Annotated in this window: 20 protein-coding genes and 1 tRNA gene; 18 read left to right on the top strand and 3 right to left on the bottom strand. The window is 68.6% G+C overall.

Annotated elements, in window-relative coordinates; all coding sequences use genetic code 11:
- The first annotated feature begins 1 nt into the window (after position 1).
- From PU630_RS10170 to PU630_RS10155, 4 genes are read left to right on the top strand one after another with little or no spacing between them, the layout of a single operon-like run.
- The gene (locus PU630_RS10170) at positions 2-664 is read left to right on the top strand and encodes a nucleoside triphosphate pyrophosphohydrolase (protein WP_275276960.1); all 663 of its coding nucleotides are present in this window, start codon (positions 2-4) and stop codon (positions 662-664) included.
- A gap of 32 nt (positions 665-696) precedes the next feature.
- On the top strand, positions 697-1,959 hold the full coding sequence (locus PU630_RS10165) for a histidine--tRNA ligase (RefSeq protein WP_275280073.1): 1,263 nt from the start codon (positions 697-699) through the stop codon (positions 1,957-1,959).
- A gap of 53 nt (positions 1,960-2,012) precedes the next feature.
- Entirely contained in the window at positions 2,013-2,273 is a 261-nt protein-coding gene (locus tag PU630_RS10160; RefSeq protein WP_275276959.1) for a hypothetical protein, read from the top strand.
- Complete coding sequence (locus PU630_RS10155; RefSeq protein ID WP_275276958.1) at positions 2,270-2,812, top strand: hypothetical protein; 543 nt, start codon at positions 2,270-2,272, stop codon at positions 2,810-2,812. The genes PU630_RS10160 and PU630_RS10155 overlap by 4 nt, the downstream gene beginning before the upstream one ends.
- A gap of 27 nt (positions 2,813-2,839) precedes the next feature.
- Here PU630_RS10155 and PU630_RS10150 read toward each other — a convergent pair whose 3' ends face one another.
- Entirely contained in the window at positions 2,840-3,346 is a 507-nt protein-coding gene (locus PU630_RS10150) for a VOC family protein (RefSeq protein WP_275276957.1), read from the bottom strand.
- Positions 3,347-3,418: 72 nt separating this feature from the next.
- Between PU630_RS10150 and PU630_RS10145 the strand changes: the two genes are divergently transcribed.
- Positions 3,419-4,195 (top strand): helix-turn-helix transcriptional regulator, encoded by a 777-nt coding sequence (locus tag PU630_RS10145; RefSeq protein WP_275276956.1) that lies wholly within the window; start codon positions 3,419-3,421, stop codon positions 4,193-4,195.
- A gap of 3 nt (positions 4,196-4,198) precedes the next feature.
- Here the strand turns inward: PU630_RS10145 and PU630_RS10140 are convergent, their stop codons facing one another.
- Entirely contained in the window at positions 4,199-4,711 is a 513-nt protein-coding gene (locus tag PU630_RS10140; RefSeq protein WP_275276955.1) for a PaaI family thioesterase, read from the bottom strand.
- A 60-nt stretch (positions 4,712-4,771) separates the two neighbouring features.
- On the opposite strand from PU630_RS10140, the gene PU630_RS10135 reads away from it, so the two are divergent.
- The 10 genes from PU630_RS10135 to PU630_RS10090 all read left to right on the top strand — a co-directional run bounded on the left by PU630_RS10135 (position 4,772) and on the right by PU630_RS10090 (position 13,054).
- Positions 4,772-5,122: a GntR family transcriptional regulator gene (locus tag PU630_RS10135; protein ID WP_275276954.1), complete on the top strand. Its 351-nt coding sequence runs from the start codon at positions 4,772-4,774 to the stop codon at positions 5,120-5,122.
- Positions 5,119-6,159, top strand: a complete 1,041-nt coding sequence (locus PU630_RS10130; protein WP_275276953.1) for a DUF1648 domain-containing protein — start codon at positions 5,119-5,121, stop codon at positions 6,157-6,159. The genes PU630_RS10135 and PU630_RS10130 overlap by 4 nt, the downstream gene beginning before the upstream one ends.
- Positions 6,156-7,124: a CPBP family intramembrane glutamic endopeptidase gene (locus PU630_RS10125; protein WP_275276952.1), complete on the top strand. Its 969-nt coding sequence runs from the start codon at positions 6,156-6,158 to the stop codon at positions 7,122-7,124. Before PU630_RS10130 ends, PU630_RS10125 begins: the two co-directional genes overlap by 4 nt.
- Complete coding sequence (locus PU630_RS10120) at positions 7,121-7,606, top strand: YdeI/OmpD-associated family protein (protein WP_275276951.1); 486 nt, start codon at positions 7,121-7,123, stop codon at positions 7,604-7,606. The genes PU630_RS10125 and PU630_RS10120 overlap by 4 nt, the downstream gene beginning before the upstream one ends.
- A 58-nt stretch (positions 7,607-7,664) precedes the next feature.
- Positions 7,665-8,945, top strand: a complete 1,281-nt coding sequence (gene eno, locus PU630_RS10115) for a phosphopyruvate hydratase (protein WP_275276950.1) — start codon at positions 7,665-7,667, stop codon at positions 8,943-8,945.
- 30 nt (positions 8,946-8,975) lie between these two features.
- Positions 8,976-9,560 (top strand): FtsB family cell division protein, encoded by a 585-nt coding sequence (locus PU630_RS10110; protein WP_275276949.1) that lies wholly within the window; start codon positions 8,976-8,978, stop codon positions 9,558-9,560.
- 31 nt (positions 9,561-9,591) lie between these two features.
- The gene (locus PU630_RS10105) at positions 9,592-10,152 is read left to right on the top strand and encodes a DUF501 domain-containing protein (RefSeq protein ID WP_275276948.1); all 561 of its coding nucleotides are present in this window, start codon (positions 9,592-9,594) and stop codon (positions 10,150-10,152) included.
- Positions 10,149-11,450 carry a S8 family peptidase gene (locus PU630_RS10100; RefSeq protein WP_428981947.1) on the top strand — a complete coding sequence of 434 codons (1,302 nt, stop codon included), beginning with the start codon at positions 10,149-10,151 and terminating at the stop codon, positions 11,448-11,450. Before PU630_RS10105 ends, PU630_RS10100 begins: the two co-directional genes overlap by 4 nt.
- Before the next feature lie 14 nt (positions 11,451-11,464).
- Positions 11,465-12,901 carry an NAD(P)/FAD-dependent oxidoreductase gene (locus PU630_RS10095; protein WP_275276947.1) on the top strand — a complete coding sequence of 479 codons (1,437 nt, stop codon included), beginning with the start codon at positions 11,465-11,467 and terminating at the stop codon, positions 12,899-12,901.
- A gap of 80 nt (positions 12,902-12,981) precedes the next feature.
- Positions 12,982-13,054 (top strand) — tRNA-Leu (locus tag PU630_RS10090).
- A gap of 90 nt (positions 13,055-13,144) precedes the next feature.
- Here PU630_RS10090 and PU630_RS10085 read toward each other — a convergent pair.
- A complete protein-coding gene (locus PU630_RS10085; protein WP_275276946.1) occupies positions 13,145-13,732 on the bottom strand; it encodes a TetR/AcrR family transcriptional regulator in 588 nt (195 codons plus the stop codon).
- Positions 13,733-13,872: 140 nt separating this feature from the next.
- On the opposite strand from PU630_RS10085, the gene PU630_RS10080 reads away from it, so the two are divergent.
- Genes PU630_RS10080 through PU630_RS10070 form a run of 3 tightly spaced genes read left to right on the top strand, consistent with a single transcriptional unit; the run spans position 13,873 to position 17,983 of the window.
- The gene (locus tag PU630_RS10080) at positions 13,873-15,390 is read left to right on the top strand and encodes an MFS transporter (RefSeq protein ID WP_275276945.1); all 1,518 of its coding nucleotides are present in this window, start codon (positions 13,873-13,875) and stop codon (positions 15,388-15,390) included.
- A 38-nt stretch (positions 15,391-15,428) separates the two neighbouring features.
- Positions 15,429-16,787, top strand: a complete 1,359-nt coding sequence (locus PU630_RS10075) for a flavin monoamine oxidase family protein (protein ID WP_275276944.1) — start codon at positions 15,429-15,431, stop codon at positions 16,785-16,787.
- 23 nt (positions 16,788-16,810) lie between these two features.
- Positions 16,811-17,983, top strand: coding sequence for an AI-2E family transporter (locus tag PU630_RS10070; RefSeq protein WP_275276943.1), 1,173 nt, complete (start codon positions 16,811-16,813; stop codon positions 17,981-17,983).
- Positions 17,984-17,993: the final 10 nt, after the last annotated feature.

Below are 17,993 nucleotides of genomic sequence, written 5' to 3'. Positions count from 1 at the left end.
GATGCCGCAGCCGGGGCCCGTGGCATCCGACCCTCTCCGGCGGGTCGCCGAGGTCATGCACGCGGTGCGCGACCGCTGCGTGTGGACGCAGCAGATCACCCATCGCGACCTCGTTCCATACCTCGTCGAGGAGAGCGCCGAGCTCATCGACGCCGTCGAAGCGGGCACGCGAGACGACATGCGCGAAGAGCTCGGCGATCTGCTCTGGCAGGTGCTGTTCCACGCCGAGATCGCCGCGCGTGACACCGAGGAGCCCTTCGACATCGACGACGTCGCGGCGGGTCTCGAGCAGAAGATGGTGCGTCGGCATCCGCATGTGTTCGGCGACGCCGTCGCACGCACGCCCGACGAGGTGCTCGTGCTGTGGAACGCCGCGAAGGCCGTCGAGAAGCGCGAGCGCCGGTCGGTGCTCGACGGCGTGAGCCAGCGGATGCCGTCGCTCGCCCTCGCGCAGAAGCTGCTCGGTCGATCGGCCGAGGTCGCCGAGGCGCCGCGGGTCGTGGCGTCTGCGGAACCTGAGACCGAGGCGGAGCTCGGTGATGCGCTGCTCGCGCTCGTGGCTCACGCCCGTGTGAACGGGTGGGATGCCGAGAGGGCGCTGCGCGAACGGCTGCGAGCGCTTGAGGCCGATGTACGGCGTGCCGAGGCCGACCTGGAAGAATAGCCGTCGTGCCCACCGTGAATCCGCCGCGCGGCATGCGCGACTTCCTCCCCGCCGACAAGGCCCGCCGCGAGCGCGTGCTCGCCGTCATCCGCGAGCGCTATCGCGCGCACGGGTTCGACGAGATCGAGACGCCCGTGATGGAGGAATACGCCCGGTTGCACGCCGGTGTGGGCGGTGACAACGAGAAGCTCGCCTACAACATCCTGCGCCGCGGGCTCGACGCCGAAGCCATCCGCGCCGCGGCCGACGACCCGGCACAGCTCACCGATCTCGGGCTGCGCTATGACCTCACGGTTCCGCTCGCGCGTTTCTTCGCCAGCCATCGTGGCGAACTGCCGAGTGTCTTCCACGCGATCCAGATCGCGCCGGTGTGGCGCGCAGAGCGACCGCAGAAGGGCCGCTACCGCCAGTTCATGCAGTGTGACATCGACATCATCGGCGACGCGTCAGCGCGGGCCGAGGCCGAGCTGGCCGTCGCGACGCTCGACACACTCGACGCGCTGGGCCTCGAGGGCGGCGGCATCCGCATCAACGACCGCCGGTTGCTCGACTGGATGCTGGAGCACTTCGGCTTCGCACCAGACACCCGCCCGGGTGTGCTCATCACGATCGACAAGCTCGACAAGATCGGGCCCGACGGCGTCGCCGCCGAGCTGCGCGAGCGCGGAGCCGACGTTGCGGCCGTCGACGCGTTCCAGGCGTTCCTTCGACGTCCACAGACTCTCGAGTTCCGCCCGTTCGGCGAAGGACAGGTGCGCAAAGCGCTGCCCGAAGGCGCGCCCGACGACGTGGTCGCGCACCTCGTCGGCATCGGTGAGGCAGTGGCGGCGGCGCGCCCCGGGGGCGACGGACCGGGCGGGGTGCCGCTCGTGTTCGACCCGTTCCTCGTGCGCGGCATGGGGTACTACACGGGCACGATCTTCGAGCTGTCGCACCCGAGCGTGAGCTATTCGCTCGGCGGTGGCGGGCGCTACGACGGCATGATCGGCCGCTTCCTCGGGCAGGACGTGCCTGCGGTCGGGTTCTCGATCGGATTCGAGCGGATCGTCGATCTCGTCGAGCAGGGGGTGGATACCGCGGCCGAGTCGGTCGTGCTCGTGCACGACAAGGACGTGCCGATCGCTGAGCTGGCAGCCCACAAGGCCCGCCTGATCGCCGGCGGTGCGCGCGTGCGGCTGGAGACGCGCACGAAGAACCTCAGGGGGCTCCTTGAGCGCGCGACCGCCGACGGCTACACCGCGTTCGCGACGGTCAGTGCCGGTCAGAACGAGCTGGAGACGAAGCCGCTGGTCTGAGATGTGTCAACAAAGTCTTGACACATCTGTCTGTCAACTGTACGTTGACACCTATGGAACACAGTAACAATGGCGCGGCGCGGCGCGTCGGCATCCGACCGCTCGTCGTGATCGCGACCACCGGCATCGCCGTGGGATTCGCCCTGGTGATCGTGTCGATCGGTCTGGACTGGCACGGGTTCGGCGGCGGCTTCGCCGTCGGAGCAGGCGTCGGGATGATGCTCGTCGGCGCCTATTGCTGGGGGTACTCCGGGGGCATGCACAGGCGGGCCTCCACACGGTGGTGGCGGCCGAGCGCGGGCGGATCCCGGTGAGCGATCTCGACGACACCGTCGGTCGCGCCGTGCTCGCCGCAGCCGGTGTCGCGGTCGAGGGGGACGCACTGGACGTCGACGGCCACCTCGCCATCGTGGGGGCGAGCGCCCGGGCCCAGCGGGCTTCCGACGACCTCTTGCATCGGTCGGTGACCGCCGCGCGCGCGGCGGGCGCGAGCTGGGCCCGCATCGGCACGGAACTGGGGATGTCGCGCCAGGCCGCGCAGCAGCGATTCGGCGCCGCAGCCGATGCCGAGCCCGTGCAGGAGTCGGAGCGATGGCTCGGGCCGGTCACGGCGTTCGATGAGATGCGCGAACTCTCGCTTGCCGGCCGCGCCGGCTGGCACACGGTCGAGGCCGGCCTGTTCGTGCACCGCATGGTCCGCACGCCGACGCAGTGGGAGCATCGGCGCACCCTGTGGCGCATGACGGCGGCCGACCGTACCGCGGGATGGACGATCGGTTGTCGTTCGTTCCCGTGGGTCTACCTCATTCGTGACACCGGAGAACCGGCGCTCGCCGACGTCGGCGAAGAGTGATGGTCGCCCTCCGCGGCCCGAGCGCGCTCAGGCCTGCTGTGCGGCGGCCCATTCGGCCACGCGCGCGGCGCTCTCCTCTTCGCTGAGGTCCTCGACACGGGTCATCAACGACCAGCGCACCCCGAACGGGTCGCGGATGCTCGCGTATCGGTCCCCGGAGACGAACGTCGAGGGCGCCTCGCGCACGGTCGCTCCGGTGGCGACGGCGCGCTCGGTCGCGGCATCCACGTCCGGCAGGTACAGTCCCATCGAATAGCAGTCCTCGTCGCCGTCCGGTGCGGGAACGAGCCCGTACGCGGGTGAGGGGTCTCCGATCTGCAGGCAGCCGAGGCCGAAGTCGACGGTGGCGTGCACGACGACGCCGTCGAACTCGGTCGCGTCGACGATGCGCGCGCCGAACACATCGCGGTAGAAGTCGAGGGCGGCCCGCGCGTTCGCTATCGCGAGGAACGGGGTGAGGCTCGTGGCGCCGTTCGGGCGGCCATCGGTGGTGTGGGCGCCGGAGACGCCGGTGGTGTTCTCTGTCGTGTCCATGGCATCGACGCTAGAAGCTCGCGTGAAGCCGTCGCTTGGACATTCGCGACACATTCGCTCTACTCTGACGCGATGGGACCGGAGGTGCCGCTCGACCGCACGCGCGGCGTTCTGCGGCCCGACGAGCTGCCGCGTTTCACCCGCGCGGAGCCGGTGGGTGCGGCATCCGAGCTCGTCGAGTGGTACTGGGTTCCCGAGTGGGATCTGCCGCCGGGCGTTCCATCGTGCCAGAGCGTGCTCTCCTATCCCGCGGCGAACCTCGTCATCGACGTCGAGGAGGTGACGCTGCACGGCGCGACCACGCGCCTTTCGCATCGCACGCTGATCGATTCGGGATGGGCTGTGGGCGCGCTGCTGCGGCCGGCAGGGTTCGCCGGTCTCGCCGCGGATACAGCCGAACTCGTCGACAGCGAGCGCCGCATCGGCGCCATCGACCTGCGCACGCGCGTGGCACGGGCGATGCGCGGCGGACTGATCGCGGAGGCCACCGGGATCGTGGGGCACTGGCTCGTCGATCGCATCGGTGCCCCGACGCCCGAGATGCGGCTCGCGAACGAGATGGCGCGCCTGCTCATGACCGACGCGACGGTTCTGCGGGTCGAAGATGCGGCGGCGCGGCTGAACGTCTCGGTGCGCACCCTGCAGCGGCTCGCACATCGTACGGTCGGGCTGCCGCCCGCGGCGATGACCCGGCGCCGGCGGCTGCAAGAAGCCGCACAGCGCGTCCGTGAGCACCCCGATGAGCCCCTGTCGGCGATCGCCGCGCAGCTCGGGTACACCGATCAGGCCCACCTGGCGAACGACTTCCGGAACGTGCTGGGGTTCACGGCGTCTTCGTACCGAGGATGAGGATCAGGATGCCGCGGCCTGCGTCACGCGCTTCTTCTCGCGGATGTACACCTCGCGGCGTACGTGCGCGACGACGTCGCCGTCGCGGTCGGTGATGTCGGTCTCAAACCACTCGAGGACCTTCACACCGCCCCGCGCGTGCTCACGGATCCGGGCGACACGCTCGGGAGAGACCACGAAGCGGGCGGTGAGCACGCCGCGCCCGGGCTTGACGAACTCGATCTCACCCTTGGTATCCCAGATCACGTAGTCGCGGCCCAGCTGATGCATGACGAGCATGAAGAAGTACGGGTCGGTCATCGCCGACATCGAGCCGCCGAACGCCGTCTTCACATAGTTGCGGGTGAACACATTCACGTGCAGTTCGACGGTGGCGCTGGTCCAGTCGTCGGAGAACTGCTTCACGCGGATGCCGCTGAACAGGTTGGGGATCCACAGGCTCATGCCGAGAGCGAGGCGGCGGGGAGTGACACGCATGGAGAACAGGATGCCGAATCCGCCGTCGCTGCGCGGCATCCGCTGTGCTGAAGGGACAAATTCTTGACCGTATTGTTCTACTTGAACTAGAATAAAGGCGTGTTGGTTCGCATCGACCCCGCCAGCGACGCGGCCCTGTACGACCAGGTCGCGGCGTCGTTGCGTGCCGAGATCGCAGCGGGACGCCTGGCCGCCGGCGACCGCCTGCCGGTGGCGCGGGAGGTCGCGGCATCCCTCGGAATCAACGTGCACACCGTGCTGAAGGCGTATCAGAACCTGCGCGAGGAGGGGCTGGTCGATATGCGCCGCGGGCGTGGGGTCGTCGTGACCGCCGCTGCCGCGTCACTGGCCCTGCTCGCCGATGACATCCGCGCGCTCGTCGCTCGGGCCGCCGCCCTCGGGCTGTCGCCTGCGACTCTCGCCGCTCTTGTGAAGGAGACCACTGTATGAGCCCCGATGTCCGTCGTGCACGCCGCGCCTTCCTCTGGGTGGGGGTCGTCGTGCCGGTCGTGATCACCCTGCTCTCGTCCCTTGTGATCGCGTTGTGGCTGCCCGATCTGCCCGATCCCGCGGCGACGCACTGGTCGGGTGGCGGTGGGCCCGACGGGTTCGGGCCGGCGTGGACGTACCTGGCGATCGGCCTGGGTGTGCCTCTCGGACTTATCGCGTTGTTCGCCGTGTTCGCGCTGTTCGCCCATCGGGTGCCCCCGCGCGACCCGAACGGGCCGCAGTGGTCGTCGACCGCGCGGCTGCTGGGGGCGATGAGTCTCGGTGTCAGCGCGATGTTGGCCTGGATGATGCTCATCAGCGTCGGTGTTCAGCGTGGCCTTGACGACGCGGCGGAGACACCGGACATCACCGGCTGGGTCTTCGTCGGGTGCGCTGGGGCCGTGTTGGTCGTGGTCGCGGGGTGGTTTCTGCAGCCGCGAGTGACGTCCACCGGCACCCCAGCCGAGGAGGTGTCGCCGATGGTTCTCGCGCCGGGGGAGCGCGCTGTGTGGACCGCAACTGCCACGACGGGTCGTGCGGGTGTGGCCACGCTGACTGCGCTGTTTCTCGTGCTTGCCGCAACCGCGGTGGTCATGTGGGCGCTGGAGGAGCCGTCGTGGTGGGTTCTGGGACTCGTCTGTCTGCTGCTCGGAGCGCTCATGCTGACGATGCTGACCTTCCGGGTACGGGTGGACACGGCCGGACTTCTCGTGCGGTCATCGGCCGGCTGGCCGCGGTTCCGCGTGCGGCCCGATGACGTCGCAGCGGTCCGGGTGGTCCCGGTGCATCCCTTCGCCGAGTTCGGCGGGTGGGGCGTGCGGCTGTCGACCGACGGGCGCTTCGGTGTCGTGCTGCGCACCGGCGACGCGCTGGAGGTCACACGCCGAAGCGGCCGGACCTTCGTCGTGACGGTGGATGATGCGGCGACCGGGGCGGCGCTGCTTTCTGCCACTGCGTCGGCCGCGGCATCCCGCGTCGATCGAGAGGAGTCGAGATGACCGACATCGTGCAGAAGGAGCCGGCGCGGGTGCCCTGGCCGGCGGTGATCGTGTACATCATCGTCGCGCTCGGCCTCGGCTGGCTGGTCGCGCTGCCGCTGTGGGTGTCCGGTGACGGACTGGCTTCGCCATGGGCTCCGTGGATCCTGCGCGGGATGATGTTCGCGCCCACGATCGCGATGCTGGTCGCGGTGTTCGCGATGCGCACCCCGCGAACAGGTCGGTTGCGGTTCCTGGGGATGTGGCCGTTGCGCCCGACCGGGCGGTTCATCGGGATGCTGGTAGTCGCGTTGTTCGCGCCGATCGTCGTGGTGGTGGTCACGACGTGCGTGGCGGCGGTGCTCGGACTCGTGCGGGTGGATCTCGTGAACTTCTCCGGGTACGCACAGCAGTTGCAGGCGCTCGCGCCAGGCCAGCCGCTGCCGCCGATGGTGGTCCTTGTGATCGTGCAGCTCGTCATGATCCCGGGCGGCGCGCTGGTCAACAGCATCTTCACGGCGGGGGAGGAGTTGGGCTGGCGGGGATGGCTGCTGCCCGCCTTGCGGCCCCTGGGGACGTGGCCCGCGATCGTGTTGACGGGCATCGTGTGGGGCGTCTGGCATGCGCCGGTGATCCTGCTCGGCTATGACTTCGGGCGCACCGACGTGGTCGGCGTGCTGCTGATGATCGGCGCGTGCGTTGCGTGGGGTGCGCTGCTGGGGTGGCTGCGACTGCGCAGTGCATCGGTGTGGCCCGCGGTACTCGCCCACGGATCGCTGAACGCTGTCGGCGGACTCATCCTGCTGCTGGTCGCCGCGGGTGAACAGCCCGATCTGGCGATCGTCGGCCCGCTCGGGGTCATCTCGTGGTGTGTCCTCGCGGTGTTCGTGGTGCTGCTTGCGCTGTGCGGACAGTTCCGCAATCAGCCGTCGCCCGGCGAGCAGGGGATGACACGCACGGCCAGAGGCGGAAGGATCGGAGCATGAGTCTGCAGATCCACGCCGTGCTCGAGCCGCAAGGCCCCGCGACGGCAATAGAACTCAGCGATGCGCAGGTGGACGAGCTCGGAGGAGGCCGTCGCACCGCCGTGCGGGTGACGATCGGCGACCGGTCCGCGCGGCTGCGCCTGGGCGTCATGGGTGGGAAGAACCTCATCGGGATGTCGAAGGCGGCGCGGGCGGAGCTCGGCGTCGAGATCGGCGACACGGTCGATGCCCTCGTGGAGCTCGACGAGGGGGAACGGACGGTGGAGGTGCCCGCGGACCTCGCGGAGGCGTTGGATGCCGCGCCGGGTGCGCGAGCTGCGTTCGACGCCCTCGCCTTCACCTACCGCAAGGAGCACGTGCGCGCCGTGACCGAGACGAAGCAGCCGGCCACGCGCAAGCGTCGGATCACGAAGATCGTGGAGGGGCTCTCCACCGACGCGCCTGACGTCACGACCGCGGGCATGACGCGCGGCTCTGAGTAGACTCGTGGCCGGACCGATGACGCTCCGCGATCTTCAGACCACTACTCAAGGAGTCACCGTGGCACTTATCGAGGCAGTCAACGCGCGCGAGATCCTGGACTCGCGCGGCAACCCGACCGTCGAGGTGGAGGTGCTCCTCGACGACGGCATCGTGCAGCGTGCGGCCGTCCCGTCGGGCGCGTCCACCGGCGCCTTCGAGGCGTACGAGCTGCGTGACGGCGACAAGAGCCGGTACAGCGGCAAGGGCGTGCTCAAGGCCGTTGCCGCGGTCGTCGACGAGCTGGGACCTGCCGTGGAAGGGGTGGATGCCGCAGACCAGCGCGTCATCGACGAGATCCTCATCGACACCGACGGCACCGAGAATAAGTCGCGCACGGGCGCCAACGCGATCCTGGGTGTGAGCCTCGCGGTCGCCAAGGCCGCCGCCGACAGCGCCGATCTGCCCTTGTTCCGCTACCTGGGCGGCCCGAACGCGCACGTGCTGCCCGTTCCGCTGTTCAACGTCATCAACGGCGGCGAGCACGCCGACAACGGCATCGACTTCCAGGAGTTCTTCCTCGCCCCGATCGGTGCGGACTCGTTCTCCGAGTCGCTGCGCTGGGGAGCAGAGACCTACCACGTCCTCAAGGGCGAGCTGAAGGCCGCGGGCTTTTCCACCGGCCTCGGCGACGAGGGCGGCTTCGCCCCCGACCTGCCCAGCAACCGCGAGGGTCTCGACTTCCTCGTCAAGGCGATCGAGAAGGCGGGCTTCACGCCGGGCCGCGACATCGCCGTGGGGCTGGACGTCGCCGCCACCGAGTTCTTCGCCGACGGGGTCTACACCGTCGAGGGCAAGCCGTGGTCGGCTGAGAAGCTCACCGACTACTTCGCGGGCCTGGTGAACGACTACCCGATCGTCACGATCGAGGACGCGCTGGCCGAGGATGACTGGGACAACTGGAAGGCCCTCACCGACAAGATCGGCACCCAGGTGCAGCTGGTCGGCGACGACCTGTTCGTCACCAACCCCGAGCGCCTCGCCAAGGGCATCCAGCTCGGCGTCGCCAACTCGCTGCTGGTCAAGGTCAACCAGATCGGCACCCTCTCCGAGACGCTCGACGCCGTCGAGCTCGCGCACCGCTCGGGCTACACCACGATGTTCTCGCACCGCTCGGGCGAGACCGAAGACACCACGATCGCCGACCTGGTGGTCGCCGTGAACTCGGGTCAGATCAAGTCCGGCGCGCCCGCCCGCAGCGAGCGCGTCGCGAAATACAATCAGCTTCTGCGCATCGAAGAGGAGCTGGGCGACGCGGCGGAGTTCATCGGCCGCGCGGCCTTCCCGCGCTACAAGGGCTGACGCCGCCACAGGCGTACGGAAGGGGGAGTCATGGTCCGCAGGCCGACTCCCCCTTCTCCTGTCTCCGAAACGGCCGATCGGTCACCACAGAAGGCGAAGAAGACGCGGGATGCCGCATCCACCCCACGCCGCACCGTTGATGTGCGCGCATGGCTGGCCGGATCGCGGCTGTCGGGCTTCACGGCCATCATGCTCGGGCTGGTGGTGATAGCGGTCTTCGTGCTCGTGCCGACGGTCGGTACCTACATCGGACAGCGCCAGCAGATCGCCGAGCTCGAGCACTCGGTGCAGGTCACGAAGGAACAGATCGCCGAGCTGAACCGACAGCGCACCCGCTGGGACGACCCCGCATACATCACGACGCAGGCGCGCGAGCGGCTCTACTTCACGAAGCCGAGCGAGATCGTGTACCTCGTCGAGGACGATCTGCCCGACACCGACATCCCGCGCGACAAGGCACCGGTCAGCGACACCGTGCAGACGACCAAGACCGATTGGATGTCGCAGTTCGTGCGGTCGCTGGCCGCATCCGGGCTCGCCAAGACCGCGGTCGCGTCGACCGACGACCCAGGCTCGTCGCGGCATCCGGCCCCGTCCCCGTCCGGTTCCCGGTGATCGCTCGGGCGCTCCCGCTAGCCTTGTCGACGTGACCACTGAGCCGTTCGCCCCTGTCGACGACGCCGACCTCGCCGTGCTGCGTGCGCAGCTCGGTCGCCCCGCCCGCGGTGTCATCGGCATCGCCGCGCGCTGCGTGTGCGGAAACCCCACTGTCGCCGCGACCGCGCCGCGACTGCCTGACGGCACGCCGTTCCCGACCATGTACTACCTCACACACCCGGCCGCGACCGCGGAGATGTCGCGGCTCGAGGCGGATCACGTCATGCGCGAGCTGCAGGACGCGCTGGCCACCGACGCCGAGCTGCAGGGGGCGTATCGCCGCGCGCACGAGGCCTACCTCGCCGACCGCGCGCAGTTCGGGGACGTTCCCGAGATCCACGGCATCTCCGCCGGGGGCATGCCCACGCGCGTCAAGTGCCTGCACGCCCTGGCCGCACACGCGCTGGCCGCCGGCCCCGGTGTCAACCCGATCGGTGACATCGCGCTCGAGCGCTCGAACTGGTCACCGCAGCGCTGTGCATGCGCCGAGCCCGGTCCGCTGCTGCGCGCTGACGCCGACACGCCCGGCCCTGCGGGGGGACGCGCATGATCCGACGGCTCGCCGCTGCACTGCTGGCCGGGGCCGTCGCGGTGCTCGCCTGCACCGCGGCGTCTGCTGCACCCGCAGACGAGAAGGGCGACGACGACTCGATCCGCTCTCAGGAGTATTGGCTCGACGAATACGGCATCACCAAGGCCTGGGAGACCACGCAGGGCAAGGGCGTGAAGATCGCCGTCATCGACACCGGCGTCGGTCATGCTCCTGAACTGGACCCCGCGGTCGTCGGCGGCACCGACGTGTCCGGAGCGGGCACCTCCGACGGACGCACGCCGGTCGGCACCCTCGACGCCAATCACGGCAGCTGGGTGGCGTCGCTGGCGGCTGCGCGCAACCACGGAGACAAAGAGGCGATGATCGGTGTCGCGCCGAAGGCCGACATCCTCTCCATCTCGATCGGCTTCCCCGATGCGAGCCCGCCCGTGCCGTTCACCGAGCAGGTCGTCAAAGCCATGCACTGGGCCGTCGACCACGGCGCGAAGGTGATCAACCTGTCGTTCACGACGAACACGCTCGACTGGGACGAGAGCTGGGACGACGCGTTCCTCTACGCGTACCAGCACGACGTGGTGGTCGTCGTGGCCGCCGGCAACCGGGGGAGCGGCACGGGTGTCGTGGGCGCCCCCGCGACGATCCCGGGCGTGCTGACGGTCGCCGGCGTCACCCCTGACGAGAAGGCCAGTCGCGACGCATCCACGCAGGGCATCACGATCGGGGTGTCGGCGCCCAGCGAGCGGCTGCTCGGCGTGTCCGCCGACGGTGAGGTCGTGTTCTGGGAGGGCACGAGCGGCGCCGCACCCATCGTCTCGGGGATCGTCGCGCTCGTGCGTGCCGCGCACCCGAATCTCGACGCCGAGAACGTGATCGAGCGCGTCACCAAGACCGCCCGGCGCGCGCCGGGGATGACACAGGTGCCCAGTTCGCTGTACGGGTACGGATTGGTGGATGCCGCGGCTGCGGTCGCCGACACCGTGCCGCTGGTCTCGGGCAACAGTCCGACGCATCAGCTCGAGGAGTGGATAAGGCTGTACCGGCGCGCGCCCGTGCAGGCCTCGCAGTCGCCCGCCCCGACCGAGAAGGCGGTCGAGGTGCCGCCCCTGCCGCGTGCGGACCGCGTCTCGACGCCCGTGTCACCACTCCTGCCTGACCGCGACAGAGTGCTGTATGGCAGCATCCCACTGATGGCGGTGACGGTGCCCGCTATACTGGTGCTCTTGGGTGTCACCGTTGCTGCCCGTCGTCTTCGTTCGGCGCGCCCGCCCGGCGCGTCACGCCGCAAGAATCTCTAGGAGTTCTCCACACCGTGAACACCGCCGCGACCACCACGCCCCGGATCCTCATCGTCGGCGGTGGGTACGCCGGCTTCTACACCGCCTGGAAGCTGGAGAAGCATCTCCGCAAGGGCGAGGCAGAGGTCACCATGGTCGACCCGCTGCCCTACATGACCTACCAGCCGTTCCTGCCGGAGGTCGCTGCGGGGTCCATCGAGCCGCGCCACGCCGTCGTCGCCCACCGTCGTCATCTCAAGCGCACGACGGTCATCAACGCAAAGGTGACCGGCATCGACCACGCGCACAAGACCGCCACGCTCACGGGCGCCGACGGGCAGACGTGGCAGCACGAGTACGACCAGATCGTCGTCACCGCCGGTGCGGTCTCGCGCACCTTCCCGATCCCCGGCATCGCCGACAACGCGATCGGCCTGAAGACGATCGAAGAGGCCGTCGCCGTCCGCGATCGCCTGATGAGCAACTTCGACCGTGCCGCCGCGTTGCCGGCGGGCCCCGACCGCGATCGCCTGCTGACCGTCATCGTCGTGGGTGGCGGCTTCGCGGGCATCGAGGCGTTCGCAGAGCTTCGGTCTCTGGCATCCGCCCTTCTGAAGAACTACCCGCAGCTCACCTTCGAAGACACGCACTTCCACCTCATCGAGGCGATGGGGCGCATCATGCCCGAGGTCTCGCAGAAGACGAGTGAGTGGGTGCTGAAGTCGCTCGCGAAGCACGGCGCGTACGTGCACCTCGACACGCAGGTGACCAACGCCACCGACGGCAACGTCGAGGTCTCCACCGGCGAGGTCTTCCCGTCCGACCTGATCGTCTGGACCGCCGGAGTGATGGCCAACCCGACCGTGGTGCGTGGCGGCGACCTGCCCGTCGAAGAGCGTGGTCGCATCCGCACGCGCGCCGACCTGCGCGTGGGCACGCCCGAGGAGTTCGTCGAGGGCGCCTGGGCCGCCGGTGACGTCTCGGCCGTTCCCGACCTCTCGGGCGGCGGCGTGGGCGGCTTCTGTGTGCCGAACGCGCAGCATGCCGTGCGTCAGGCCAAGCGCCTCGCGAAGAACCTCGTGGCGGTTCTCCGCGGCGAGAAGACGACGGACTACTTCCACAAGAATGCCGGTGCGGTTGCGGGCCTGGGCCTGTACAACGGCGTCTTCCAGTCAGGCAACCTTGCACTCAAGGGCTTCCTCGCGTGGTGCGCCCACCGCGCCTACCATGGCCTGGCGATGCCGACGTGGGAGCGCAAGTGGCGTGTGCTGTGGGGCTGGTGGAACAACTTTTGGCTCGGCCGCGACATCGTGAGCCTCGAGGCCGTGCAGACGCCGCGTGCGGTCTTCGAGCAGTTCGCGGCCCGCCCCCGTCCGCCGCAGCCGGCCGAGGCCGCGCCGAAGAAGGACGAGAAGAAGGCCGACGGTGCCGGTGCCGGAAAGAAGCCGGTCGAGTCGCAGGCCAGCGCCTGATCGATGCTCTTCGGAACGCCCGCGACCCGCACTGGGTGGCGGGCGTTCCGCGTCCCCGCGCCGCTAGGCTGACGGCGACGGCCCCCATAGCCCAATGGCAGAGGCAGGCGACTTAAAATCGCTTCAGTCTGGGTTCGAATCCCAGTGGGGGCACGGATCGCGGTGTCGCGCAGTGCGGCGGCGCTATGCGTCCGCATGCCGGGTGAGACACGGGCTCGGGCCCACGCCGGTGGAGGCTCGATGTCAGAGCGCTCCGATCTCCCCGCCGTCCGCAAGGTGGAGGAGAACTTCACGGGCCCGTTCGACAGCGGCGGATGTCTCATCGCCGTAGGCGGCTGCCGCGGCCAGTCCTTCGGCTGCGCGCCGGACGATCATGATGCGGTCGGAGCCAAGGCCGTCGGCGGCCAAGTTCTCGTTCCACCAGTGTGCGTCGGCGGCAGCGATCTCGGCGACCGTGGGTATCTGATAGATGCCTGCCCAGGTCGGCGCGGCGGTGAAGTACTGCACGGTGGAGCGTGAACCTGAGGTCATGGCGCGGACGTAGGCGCGGAGGAGCTTGCCCGGAGTGTTCTCCGAAAGATCGAGATGGCTCATCACGTTCTCCCGAAGCTGCTGTTGAGCGTCGTCGACGAGCGCGACGATCAAGGCTTCCCGGTTGGGGAAATGGTGTTGCAACCCGCTCTTCGAGACGCCGGCGCGCTTCGCGATGTGGTCGAGCGAGACGCCGGTGCCTCGTTCGACCATCGCTTCGGCCGCAGCCGTGAGGACGGCCGCCCTCGTTCGCTCGGCGTTGCGCGTCGTGCGCCCCTTGTGACCGTCCGCGATGTCCATCGTCGGGCTCCTTCCGTAACCGTCATCCTTCACCCTCGATCGTGCCGCAAAGCCCCGCACGGTGAGGTCAACCTGGAGAGATCCTCCCAAAAGGCTATCGGACCGGACGTACCGGCCGTACGGCCGGTAATCTCTCCTGTGTGACTTCGACGACTTCCCTGCCGGTGACGGCACGCCGGTGGGCGGCACTCGGCATCCTGACCCTCGCCGTGCTTCTCCTGGCCATCGACGGCACGGTTCTCGCGCTAGCTGTGCCCGCCCTGACCGCCGACCTGAACCCCACCGCGACCCAGCTGCTGTGGATCGGTGACATCTACTCGTTTGCCCTGGCCGGCCTGCTCGTGACGATGGGGAATCTGGCCGACCGGATCGGCCGGAAACGGCTGCTGCTGATCGGCTCGGTGGGCTTCGGGCTCTCGTCGATTCTGGCGGCGTTCTCGCCCACGCCGGAGGTCCTTATCCTCGCTCGCGCGATCATCGGGATCAGCGGCGCGACGATCATGCCGTCGACGCTGGCTCTCGTCCGGAACATCTTCTCTGACCCGACGATGCGCACTCGTGCCATCGCCGTGTGGGCAGCCGGCGCGACCGCCGGCGCTGCGGTCGGCCCCATTGTGGGCGGCGCGCTGCTGGAACACTTCCACTGGGGCAGCGTGTTCCTCATCAATGTTCCGATCATGGTTCTCGTGCTCGTCGGCGGACTCTTCCTCCTGCCGGAGTCGAGGGACCCTCATGGTGCGCGCATAGACCTATGGTCTGCGGTGCTGTCGTTCCTGGCGATCGTCTCGATCGTCTTCGCCATCAAGCAGGTGTTCGCGAACGGGTTCGACTGGACGACCCCGGTTGCGGTCATGCTGGGCCTGATCGCCGGAGGGCTGTTCCTGCGACGACAACGCACTCTCGACCGGCCCCTCATCGACGTCTCCCTGTTCCGCTCGCCAGCGTTCAGCGGGGCTGTGGTGGCCAACACCGTGTCGATCTTCGCGTTCGTGGGCCTGTTGTTCTTCTTCTCTCAGTATCTGCAGCTCGTCCGCGGTCTCGGTCCGTTGGAGGCTGGTCTGACCGAGTTGTCGGCGACTGTGGCCTCGATCGTCGTCATCGCGTTCGCAGGGCACATGCTCGGCAAGCTCGGCCGCGGCCGCGCGATCAGCGTCGGACTCGCTTTCGGAGCGATAGGACTCGCCGTGCTGGCTTTCGCGGAAGGGATGTCGGGTTTGGTGGGCATCCTCATCGGGTTTGCGATCGTCGGGTTCGGCGCGGGGCTGGCGATGACGTTGACCACCGATGCGGTCGTCAGCGCCGCACCCCGCGAGCGCGCCGGTGCCGCCTCCTCCATCGCGGAAACCGCCTACGAATTGGGCGCCGCGCTGGGCATCGCCGTGCTGGGTTCGCTGCAACTCGCTCTGTACCGGTGGAACCTGCCCCCGATCGCGGATGAGGTGATCGACACCAGCGTGCGCGAATCGCTCGCGACAGCGATGTCCCAGCTCGACTCCGCTGATGCTGCGGTCCGGGCTGCGATCGAACAGGCACAGCATGCGTTCACTCTCGGCATGCAGTGGACCTCGGTCATCGCCGCGATCCTGCTGGCGATTGCCGCCGTCATCGCCTGGATCGCCATCCCGTCTCACAAGATCCCAGACCCCGTGAGCCACTGACCTGTCAGGAGAGCCCGCCGCAGACGAACGGAGAAGTAATGACAATCACCCGCACTACGAATGTCGACGTGGTCATCGTCGGCGCAGGTCTGGCCGGACTGTCCGCCGCAGATCGGCTCGCCCAGGAGGGCCACGACGTCATCGTCCTTGAAGGACGCGATCGGGTGGGTGGCCGCATCCGGAGCACGGAAGTCGCCGGGGTTCCCGTCGACGCCGGCGCCACCTGGATCGCACCCGACCACGATGCCCTCCACGCTCTCATCCGGCGACTGGACCGGACGACCGTCCCGCAGTTCCACCAGGGCAAGGGCGTCCTCTCCTTCGGAGGTCGCCGCAAGGCGGAGGGCCTCACTGCGCTCATGCCCTGGGTGACCCTCGACATCGCCCGCGTCTTGCGTTCTCTTCAGAAGATGGCCGACGCGATGCCGATGACATCGCCGTGGGAACACCCGCGCGCCGCCGGCTACGATGCTGCAACCCTCGGCGAGTGGCTGACCAAGAAACGAGCGCTGGAGGGAACACGCAAATTCGTCGGCATGATCGCCATGGTCCACTTCGGCGCCCCCGTCAGCGACATCTCGCTCTTCAACGTCCTTCGGTACGTCAAGACCCTCGGCGGTTTGGAACACATGCTCGCCGTCGAAGGGGGCGACCAGCAGGATCGTCTCGTGGGTACCACGCAGGGACTCGTCGACCGCTTCGCGGAGACCCTGAGCCCCAGGGTGATCGTCGATGCGCCCGTGCAGAGGATCGTGACCGACGGCGACCGCGTCACCGTCCACACGGCCACGGACGTGATCGAGGCCCGCTTCGTCATCGTCACGGCCGCGCCCTCACACCGCGCGGGCATCGTGTTCGAGCCCGCGCTGCCCGAGCGTCATTACGGACTCTCCCGCACGTGGCGGCTCGGCGCCCTCAGCAAGGCGTTCGTCGCTTACGACCGCCCCTTCTGGCGTGATGCCGGTCTCTCCGGCGAGGGCGTCTCCGACGACGACACCGTCTTTCTCACCTTCGACGTCAGCCCCAGACCCACTGGGCCCGGCATCCTCATGGTGTTCTGCGACGCTCGTGGTTTCGACGGATACGACCGTGACGAACGCTCCCGCCGCGTCATCCGACATCTCATGCACCTGTACGGGAAAGACGCCCGGCGCATCGTCGACTATGAAGACTTCGCGTGGGGCAATGACACGTTCGCCCCGGGTGGCCCCAACCCCGCGGTCGCGCCCGGGGCATGGACGTCGTTCGGTCCGTTCCTGCGTGAACCCGTCGGACGTGTTCATTGGGCAGGCACGGAGACGGCCGATCAGTTCTCGGGCACCATGAACGGCGCCATCCTGTCCGGCCATCGAGCAGCGGCCGAAGTGTCGACTCGGCTCACCACTTCGGTGAAGTGACCATGCGGCGGTCACCGAAGAAGATGTCACCGACCACCGTGCCAGAACCGGCTCCTCCTGTGGACAACGTGCCGCCCGGGGTCCGCCTTGCGGCTGCGTGGTCGTGGCGCATGCTTGTCATCGCCGCGGCCATCTCCGTCGTGGGATTTCTCATCGTGCAGCTGCGCGAGATCGCCATTCCTGTGTTCGTGGCGATGGTCGTCTCCGCCCTGCTCGTGCCGTTCAGAGATGGGATGATCCGCGCTCGGTTCCCCCGATGGGCTGCCGTCGCCCTCGCCGAACTGAGCGTCATCGTCGGCGTCAGCCTTCTCCTCTACCTCGTCGTCACCCAGGTCGGAGCGGGATTCGGTGCGTTGCGGGAACGAGCGCTCACCGCGCTCGAGGACTTCGCGGCCTGGCTTGCGGCATCCCCTCTTCATATCACCGACGGTCAGCTCACCGAGCTCGCGGACCAAGGGTGGGCAGCGCTCCAGGCCAACGCCGGAAGCATCCTGCCCGGTGTACTCTCTGCCGGCAGCACGGTCGGCCACGTGCTCGTCGGCATTCTCCTGGCACTGTTCACGACGCTGTTCATCCTCATCGACGGCGACCGCATCTGGTCCTGGACTGTCCGCCTGTTCCCGAAGAACTCGCGCGCCGCGGCCGACGGCGCCGGACGCGCGGGGTGGGGCACGCTCCAGTCGTTCGTCAAAGTGCAGATCCTCGTCGCCATCATCGACGCCGTGGGGATCGCGGGTGGCGCCGCGCTGCTCGGTGTGCCTCTTGCCATCCCGATCGGTGTGCTCGTCTTCCTCGGATCGTTCATCCCGGTCGTCGGTGCCATCGTGACCGGTGCGTTCGCCGTCGCCATTGCGCTCATCTACAACGGATGGGTGATCGCCGTCGTCATGCTAGCCATCGTTCTGCTGGTTCAGCAGATCGAGGGGCATGTGTTGCAGCCTCTGGTCATGGGCAACGCCGTCAAAGTGCATCCACTTGCTGTCGTCCTCGCCGTCGCGGCCGGTTCGATGATCGCCGGCATACCCGGCGCGTTCTTCGCCGTCCCTCTCGTTGCCGTTCTCAATTCCTCCATCTCATATATCGCGAGCGGACACTGGCGTGCAGAGGCAAGCTCTCCTCCTGTTTCCCCGGCGCCGCATGACTCGGGACAGATGCCGGCGCGCCGGCGACGCTGGATCGGGGGCACACCGCGCTGAGCGCTTCGCG

The organism is Microbacterium horticulturae, from assembly GCF_029094505.1.
Lineage (GTDB): Bacteria > Actinomycetota > Actinomycetes > Actinomycetales > Microbacteriaceae > Microbacterium > Microbacterium horticulturae.
Note: the sequence above shows the minus strand (reverse complement) of the source record. Positions and strands in the feature narration are given on the sequence as shown.